This is a genomic window from Paraburkholderia terricola (assembly GCF_900142195.1).
Lineage (GTDB): Bacteria > Pseudomonadota > Gammaproteobacteria > Burkholderiales > Burkholderiaceae > Paraburkholderia > Paraburkholderia terricola.
On sequence record NZ_FRAB01000013.1, the window covers coordinates 20,427 to 27,844 of the forward strand.

General features: G+C 63.3%; 5 protein-coding genes. All 5 read right to left on the reverse strand.

Annotated elements, in window-relative coordinates:
• Window positions 1–74: 74 nt before the first annotated feature.
• The gene (locus BUE39_RS13480) at window positions 75–716 is read right to left on the reverse strand and encodes a hypothetical protein (RefSeq protein ID WP_073429172.1); all 642 of its coding nucleotides are present in this window, start codon (window positions 714–716) and stop codon (window positions 75–77) included.
• Window positions 713–1,837: a DUF2827 domain-containing protein gene (locus BUE39_RS13485; RefSeq protein ID WP_073429173.1), complete on the reverse strand. Its 1,125-nt coding sequence runs from the start codon at window positions 1,835–1,837 to the stop codon at window positions 713–715. The genes BUE39_RS13480 and BUE39_RS13485 overlap by 4 nt, the downstream gene beginning before the upstream one ends.
• Window positions 1,831–2,973 (reverse strand): DUF2827 domain-containing protein, encoded by a 1,143-nt coding sequence (locus tag BUE39_RS13490; RefSeq protein ID WP_073429174.1) that lies wholly within the window; start codon window positions 2,971–2,973, stop codon window positions 1,831–1,833. Before BUE39_RS13490 ends, BUE39_RS13485 begins: the two co-directional genes overlap by 7 nt.
• 132 nt (window positions 2,974–3,105) lie before the next feature.
• Window positions 3,106–3,798, reverse strand: a complete 693-nt coding sequence (locus BUE39_RS13495; protein WP_073429175.1) for an OmpA family protein — start codon at window positions 3,796–3,798, stop codon at window positions 3,106–3,108.
• Window positions 3,799–4,019: 221 nt separating this feature from the next.
• Window positions 4,020–7,418 (reverse strand): YadA family autotransporter adhesin (locus BUE39_RS34165; RefSeq protein ID WP_143169506.1); only part of this gene is annotated, 3,399 nt, incomplete at its 5' end.

A 7,418-nucleotide genomic window follows, 5' to 3' on the forward strand; every position in this document is an offset into this window, starting at 1 on the left:
CTGTGCTTCAGCGAGCCCTGTAAAAGACGAACAACCGGCACCTTCAGTCATGTCGGCCGCTCTCACTGTCCCGCTCACCGGCCGAACTGCACCTGGCGCCGCACGATCACACATGACGGAGGCGCATCGATCAGCGTGACCGTCTCACGCGACCGGCCAGGCGTGGTGTAGACCGTCACCAGTTTCACGAGCGTATTCGCGTGATAGCCGCCGAGTTCCGAGCGCGCCACGTCCTTGCAGGGCATCGGGGCGCTTGAAATACGTTCGGCGAGGATCGCGCACCCGCCGTTCGGCACTGGCGTCGTCGTGAGCGAAAGCACCGCCGAGTTCTGTCCGTATTCGAGGCCGGCGAGCGAGAAGAACGGCGCACTGTCCGGATCCTGGCGGTCCCAGTCCAACACGACGTCAGTGCGTTCGGTATTCAAGAACGTTCGGCTCGATACGACATTGATCGCCTGATAGCAACGACGCACGCCCACCTTTTGCGCGGCCTGTGCAAGCACGGTTGCAGGAGCCTCCACGGGGGGCGGCGGCGTGCCCGGATTGACCGCCGTTGCCGAGCCAGGTGAGACGGGAAGCGGCTGGGCAAGCGACGGTCCCGACAGGCAAGCGAGCATCGTGCAAGTCCACATCGCCCGCGCGCGCCATCGTGCGGCACGCGAACTGGAGACGTCGAAAGCGCGCCGCTTCGCGGGCATGTTCTGTCTCACCATCATGGGTAAAGGTCCCCGATCGCCGCCGTGTACAGCTCGACGTTGCGCTCCGACTCGGGATCGAGCGTCGCCAGGAATGCGCGTGCCGCGCTGCGATAGTCCGCAAGGCTGGCGTCGTGTGCCGCGAACGCCTGGCGCAGTGCAAGGGCGCCGTCCTCGCAGTCGAAATCGGTGTAGCGATAACCGCAGCCGCCGAGCAACGTGGAGTTGTGGATGAGCGGATAACCGCCGTAAAGCGCCTCGTAATAGACGTAGTTCTGGGCGTTCTCCCAGTGGTGCGAGATCAGCGCGTCGGCCTGCTGCGTCATGATTTCGTAGACGGGCAGGCGCGGCTCGAAGGTCGCGCGCCCGTGGCGAACCAGATCGAGGCTGCGCGCGAAACCGACGAACTGTGTATCGCCCTTCAGATGCAGCGTGTTATAGACGCGCAGGTAGTCGATCATGGCCGGCTCCTGCCGGTACGCCTGGTCCGCAATCAGCATCGGCAACTGCGATGTCTTCACCATGCAGATGTTCGGCTCGAGGATCGCGAGGCGCCAGCGTCTGCCGCCGGGCACATAGCCGAAGGCGGGAGCCGCCTGCGCGCCCGCCATCGAACGTTCCAGCAACGCCGGGCTCCAGAGGTGCTGCATCGCCCGCACGGGTGCGCGCAGGGCCGACGCATAGTAGCTCGCGCAGGTGCGCTCGAACGCCGGCAGCGTCCAGATCGCGCTGTACGGCGTGCCGGAAACCAGCATGCCGTGCGGCAGATCGAACATCATCCGCTCGATGTCGATCACGTAGTCGTTGGCCACCCGCATGCCGATCACGTGTCCGCCGCGGGCACGAAAATCCCGCGCCCAGTCGGGATTGAGCTGCGCGCTGAGTTCGATGATCACGTCCAGACGCTCGCGTGCCGCTTCAAGGTCGATGAGCGGCACCGGCGCAAGTGCGAGGAACTGCGACGCCTCATTCGGCGAACCGTCTCCTCCATTGACGAGGTACACGTCCTCGATCAACGGTGAGCGCTTGAGCAGCATGGTGAGGAAATAGCAGTTCTGGAAGATGCCGTTTTCCCAGATCGACTGCTGTCCGGCACGCAGATAGATGGTGACGCCGACTTTCAGGCGCTTGCCGTTCAGCATGACGCCCCCTTTGCCGTCTGACGGGTGCCCAGGTCCAGCAGTCGCCGCGCATACTGTGCGCGGTTGTCCGCGTCGAGCGGATTCAAGCGTGCGAGAAACGCCCGCGCGCGGCGCATATAGGCGTCGTGGTCAGCATCGTGATCGCGGGCGGCTCTTACCAGTTGCGCCCCGCCGGCGGCGATGTCGGAGTCGGCGTAGTAGTAGCCGAGTTCCGCGAGCCACGGCGAGTTATGAACAAGCGGGTAGCCGCCATACAGTGCATCCAGGTACGCAATGTTCTGGGCGTTATGCCACTGGTGGGCGACTACCGCGTTCGCATGCTGGCTCATGTACCCGACAAAATCATGCCGCTGGTCCAGGTGAATTTTTTCGTGTTTATGGAGATCCAGTGAGCGCGTGAGGAACGCGAAGCTCGGATGGTCTTTCATCTGGATACTGTTGAGTACGTCCATGCGCGCAATCGTCGCGGGATCCTTTCGAAATGCCTCGTCGCACACCAGCATCGGAATCACGCAGCACTTCACGACGGAAATGTTGGGTTCGAAAATCGCGACGCGCAGCGCGCGCGGGGTGTCCCGCTTCGGCGCCGGTTCATAGCCGAAATGAAACCCCGCCTGCGCGACCAATGCGACGCGCCGCTCGATGAATACCGGATTCCACAGGAACGGCACCTCGAATACCGGGCAACGGTGCAGCGTCTGAAGCATCGGCTTGAAGGCGAGGTCCTTCGCGAGAATCCAGATCTCGTCGCAGCGCTGCGCGCGCGAAAAATAGCCGCTCTTCTTGAATACGCTTGGCTCGACAAGCCCCGCATAGGGCTGGCCGCAGCAGAAAAAAATGACCTTTTTGCCGAGCGCACGTATATGGTCGAGCCACTCGACGTCGAGGCCACCTCCCATCTCGAACACGACGTCGACGAGATCGGTCGCCTCCCGTGGAGGCACGAGCCGGAATTCCTGTGCGAGGTTCACGGCCTCGGGCGGCAGCTCCCTTTGATCGCCGCAGTCGAGCAACACGACGTCCGTCACGAACGGCAGTGCGCGCAGCAGTTGCGCAAAGAAAAAAATGTTCTGTCCCAGCCCGTTTTCCCAGACGCTCTGTCCGGTGTGGGTGAGTACTGAAATTCCGATCCGCATGTCGCCTTGATTGCCGCTCGGGCACTTCCGCTGATTGGTCGAAAAAATCAGGACCGCATGCGGGGAGTAGCGGTCCTGCCTAAGGTCCGGTCGATCATCCGAAGCGGACTTCCCTGAGGGATTGCTTTTTTATTAGTCGAGCGCGATTTCCACGCGGCGGTTCTGTGCGCGTCCGCTGGCCGTCGCGTTCGACGCCACCGGGTCCGCTTTTCCATAACCTTTCGCGACGAACTGCCGCGCCTTCAGTCCGTGTTCCTGCAGATATTGCGCAACGGTCTGCGCGCGACGTTCCGACAGCGCCTGGTTGTGCGCGGCCGAAGCGGTCGAGTCCGTAAAGCCGCTGACTGCGACCGTATTGAACGTCATGCCTTGAGCGGCTGCGATAAGCGCATCGAGACGAGTACGCGCCGCGGCGGTCAATGTCGCCTTGTCGACTTCGAAATTCGCATCGCCGCTCAACGAAAGCTTGCGCGGTGCCGGCGGCGGAGCCTGAGGCGCCGGCGCGACTGCCACCGGCGCAGGCGCAGGCTGCGGCGCAGGCGCTGCTGCGCACTGGAACGTCAGGACACGCACGTCGCGTTGTCCGCCGCTGCCCGCCAGCGGCGCAATCTCCTGGACTGGACGGACAGGCGTATTGCCGCAAATTTCGCGTGCTTTGGAGTAGCAGGTTCCCTGGCCCTCGAAGAGGCCGTAGCACTCAACGCGGAAAGCTTTTTCATTATTCGGCAAGCTCACCGAATAGGCGCTGAAAGTGGGACCGGTTGCCGCGGAACATCCGGCCAGTACGGCGGCAATAGCTAGCACCGCGAGAATCTTTCTAAGCATTTGGAACCTCGATGTCATACCGGCCGATGGCCGTGCGAAAAGTTTGCCGTGTTCGCCATGCGTTACCACCAGACACGCGTCGATGGTACGTGAGCACGACTGCCAGGACTGTCAGAACACGTCAGGGAAACTGGATGACAGGCACTGCGCAGCAGGGGAATTTCCGGCTGCACCCGGAACGCGCCTTCTCCATTCCGGATGCAGCCTTCAAACCTCCCTCGTTACCACTGGTAGCTGACACCACCGCCAACCGAGTACCCGGCGCTGCTGCTGCTTACCCCGCCCTTGATCTTGACGTTGTTGGTGATACGCGCGGTGAAGCCGAGTGCGACAGCGCTGTAGCCCTGGTAGCTGGCCGCCCCGATACCCACCGCGATCGTTTTGCCCAGGTCCACCTCCGGAATCATCGTCAGTGCGGTGGCGCCCGCTACACCCGAATAGGCTTTCCGGGCGATCGAGTTCACGCTCTGCTGCACGGATCTCAGTTGCGACACGTTCACCGCATCGGTGCCATTGACGCCCGGTCCGACATTCGTGATGCGGCGTTCGTCGCCCGCCGATCCGACCGAAACCGTATTCGCTTCGCTAGCCACCGAATTCGCGCCAAGCGCCACCGAGTTAGCCGCCGACGCCGTGGCATTCGAACCGAGCGCCACGCCTTTATTGCCCGACACGATGGCATTCGCCCCGATCACCGTGGCGCCGTCCGTGCCCGCATTCGCGCCATTGCCGAGCGCGACGCTGTCCGAGCCGGCAGCCGTGGCGTTCGGCCCGATCGCGATCGCGTTCACGCCCGTGGCGCCGTCATTGGCGTAGTTCGACTGCTGCTTGCCGTTGTCATTCACGCTGTAGTAATGCGGGCGTGATGTCGAGATCAGCGTCGACAAGGACAAGGCGGACGTGGAAGTCGAGGTCGAAAGCGACGCCACGTTGTTGTCGGTGGTGGAAAGCGCGGTGGACAGTGAACCGATGCCGGTCGAGGTCGACGTGGACAGCGACGCCACATTGCTGTTCGTCGTGGAAAGTCCGGTGGACACCGAACTCACCACCGTCGACATCGAAGTGACACTGCTGACCGCCGTGCTCGTCACCGTGGACAGCGAACCGATGCCCGTCGAGGTCGACGTGGACAGCGACGCGACGCTGCTGTTGGTCGTGGACAGACCGGTGGACAGAGAACTCATGCCGGTCGACAGCGACGCGATGTTGCTGGTCGTCGAACTGACCGTAGTGGAGAGCGAGGCCACGTTGCTGTCGGTCGTGCTCAGCCCGGTGGAGAGCGAGCTGGCCGTCGTCGAAGTCGAGGTCGACAGCGACGCCACGTTGCTGTTCGTCGTGGACAGACCCGTCGAGAGCGAGCTGATGCCGGTCGAGGCCGAGGTCGACAACGACGCCACGTTGCTGTTCGTCGTGGACAGGCCGGTGGACAGCGAACTGATACCCGTCGAGGCCGACGTGGACAGCGACGCCACGCTGCTATTTGTCGTGGACAGGCCGGTCGAGAGCGAGCTAATGCCGGTCGAGGCCGAGGTCGACAACGACGCCACGTTGCTGTTCGTCGTGGACAGACCCGTGGACAGCGAACTGATGCCCGTCGATGCCGAGGTCGACAGCGAGGTCACGTTGCTGTTGGTCGTGCTGAGACCCGTGGACAGCGAACTGGTCGAGGTCGAAGTCGACGTGGACAGCGAGGCCACGTTGCTGTCGGTCGTGGAGAGGCCCGTCGACAGCGAACTGATGCTGGTCGAGATCGAACCCGTGGCGGTGGACAGCGAGGCCACGGTGCTGTTCGTCGTGGAGAGACCCGTCGAGAGCGAACTGATACCGGTGGACGTCGAAGTCGACAGGGTATCGATTGCCTGGTTCGTCGCATACAGTTGCGAGCCGTTGATCGCATCCGTGCTCGTCTGGCTGATCTGCCCCGCCGCCACGTTCGTGATCTGCCGTTCAGCACCCACGCTTCCCACGCTGACCACGCTGACCGGGGTCGTGCCCGCGAAGCTGTAGGTCTTGCCGCCGATCGTCGTGCTCAAGGTCGGATTGGCCGCCGCCGTCACCGAGCCCGAGCCCAGCGCCACGTCGCCGATGTTTATCGCCAGCGAACCCGCGCCCAACGCCAAGGTCTTGTCGGCGCTCGCGCTGGCGCTGTCGCCCACCGCCACACTGCTCGAACCCGCCGCGGTGGCGCCCACTCCCGCGGCGAGCGCGTTCACGCCCGTCGCACCGTCGTTGTCGTAGTTGCCGCCCTGCACGCCGTTGTCGTTGACGCTGTAGTAGTGCGTCTTGCTGCCGGCGACCACCGTGCTCAGTTGTGAGAGGTTCACCGCATCGCCCGGCGCGGTGCCGGCCGCGACGTTGTGGATCTGCGAGGCACTGCCGCCCGGGTTCAGCGTGACGCTGCCGTAGTTGACGGTGCCGTCGGGGTTCAGGTCGTACTTCACCGCCTGGCTGTTGAGCGCGCTCACCGTCGTCGATACCGACGCGATGCCCGTCGAGGCCGACGTCGACAGCGAAGTCACGTTGCTGTTCGTCGTGGACAGGCCGGTCGAGAGCGAACTCACGCCAGTGGACAAGGAACTCGCCGTGGTCGAAGTCGAGGTCGACAGCGAGGCCACGTTGCTGTCCGTGGTGGAGAGGCCCGTGGATAGCGAACTGATGCCCGTCGAGGCCGATGTCGACAACGACGTCACGTTGCTGTTCGTCGTGCTCAGGCCCGTTGACAGCGAACTGACACCAGTGGACAGCGAGCTGGCCGTCGTCGAGGTCGAAGTCGACAGCGAGGCTACGTTGCTGTCAGTGGTGGAAAGACCCGTGGACAGCGAACTGATGCCGGTCGATGCCGACGTCGACAGCGAGGTCACATTGCTGTTGGTCGTGCTCAGGCCGGTCGAAAGCGAGCTGACACCAGTGGACAGCGAACTTGCCGTGGTCGAGGTCGAGGTCGACAGCGACGCCACGTTGCTGTCCGTGGTGGAAAGACCCGTGGACAGCGAACTGATGCCGGTCGAAGCCGACGTCAACAACGACGTCACGTTGCTGTTCGTCGTGGACAGACCCGTGGAGAGTGAGCTTGCCGTGGTCGATGTCGAAGTCGACAGCGAGGCCACGTTGCTATCCGTGGTGGAAAGGCCCGTCGAGAGCGAACTGATGCCCGTCGAAGCCGACGTCGACAGCGAGGTCACGTTGCTGTTCGTCGTGGATAGACCGGTCGAGAGCGAACTCACGCCAGTGGACAAGGAACTCGCCGTGGTCGAAGTGGACGTGGACAGCGACGCCACATTGCTGTCGGTCGTGCTCAGGCCCGTCGAAAGCGAACTGGCCGTCGTCGAGGTCGACGTGGACAGCGACGCCACGTTGCTATCCGTGGTGGAAAGCCCGGTAGACAGCGAACTGATACCCGTCGAGGCCGACGTGGACAACGACGCCACGTTGCTATCGGTCGTGCTGAGGCCGGTGGACAGCGAGCTCGCCGTGGTCGAAGTCGACGTGGACAGTGACGCCACATTGCTATCGGTCGTCGACAGACCCGTGGACAGCGAACTGATGCTAGTCGAGATCGAACCTGTCGCAGTCGACAGCGACGCCACGTTGCTGTTCGTCGTGCTCAGCCCCGTAGACAG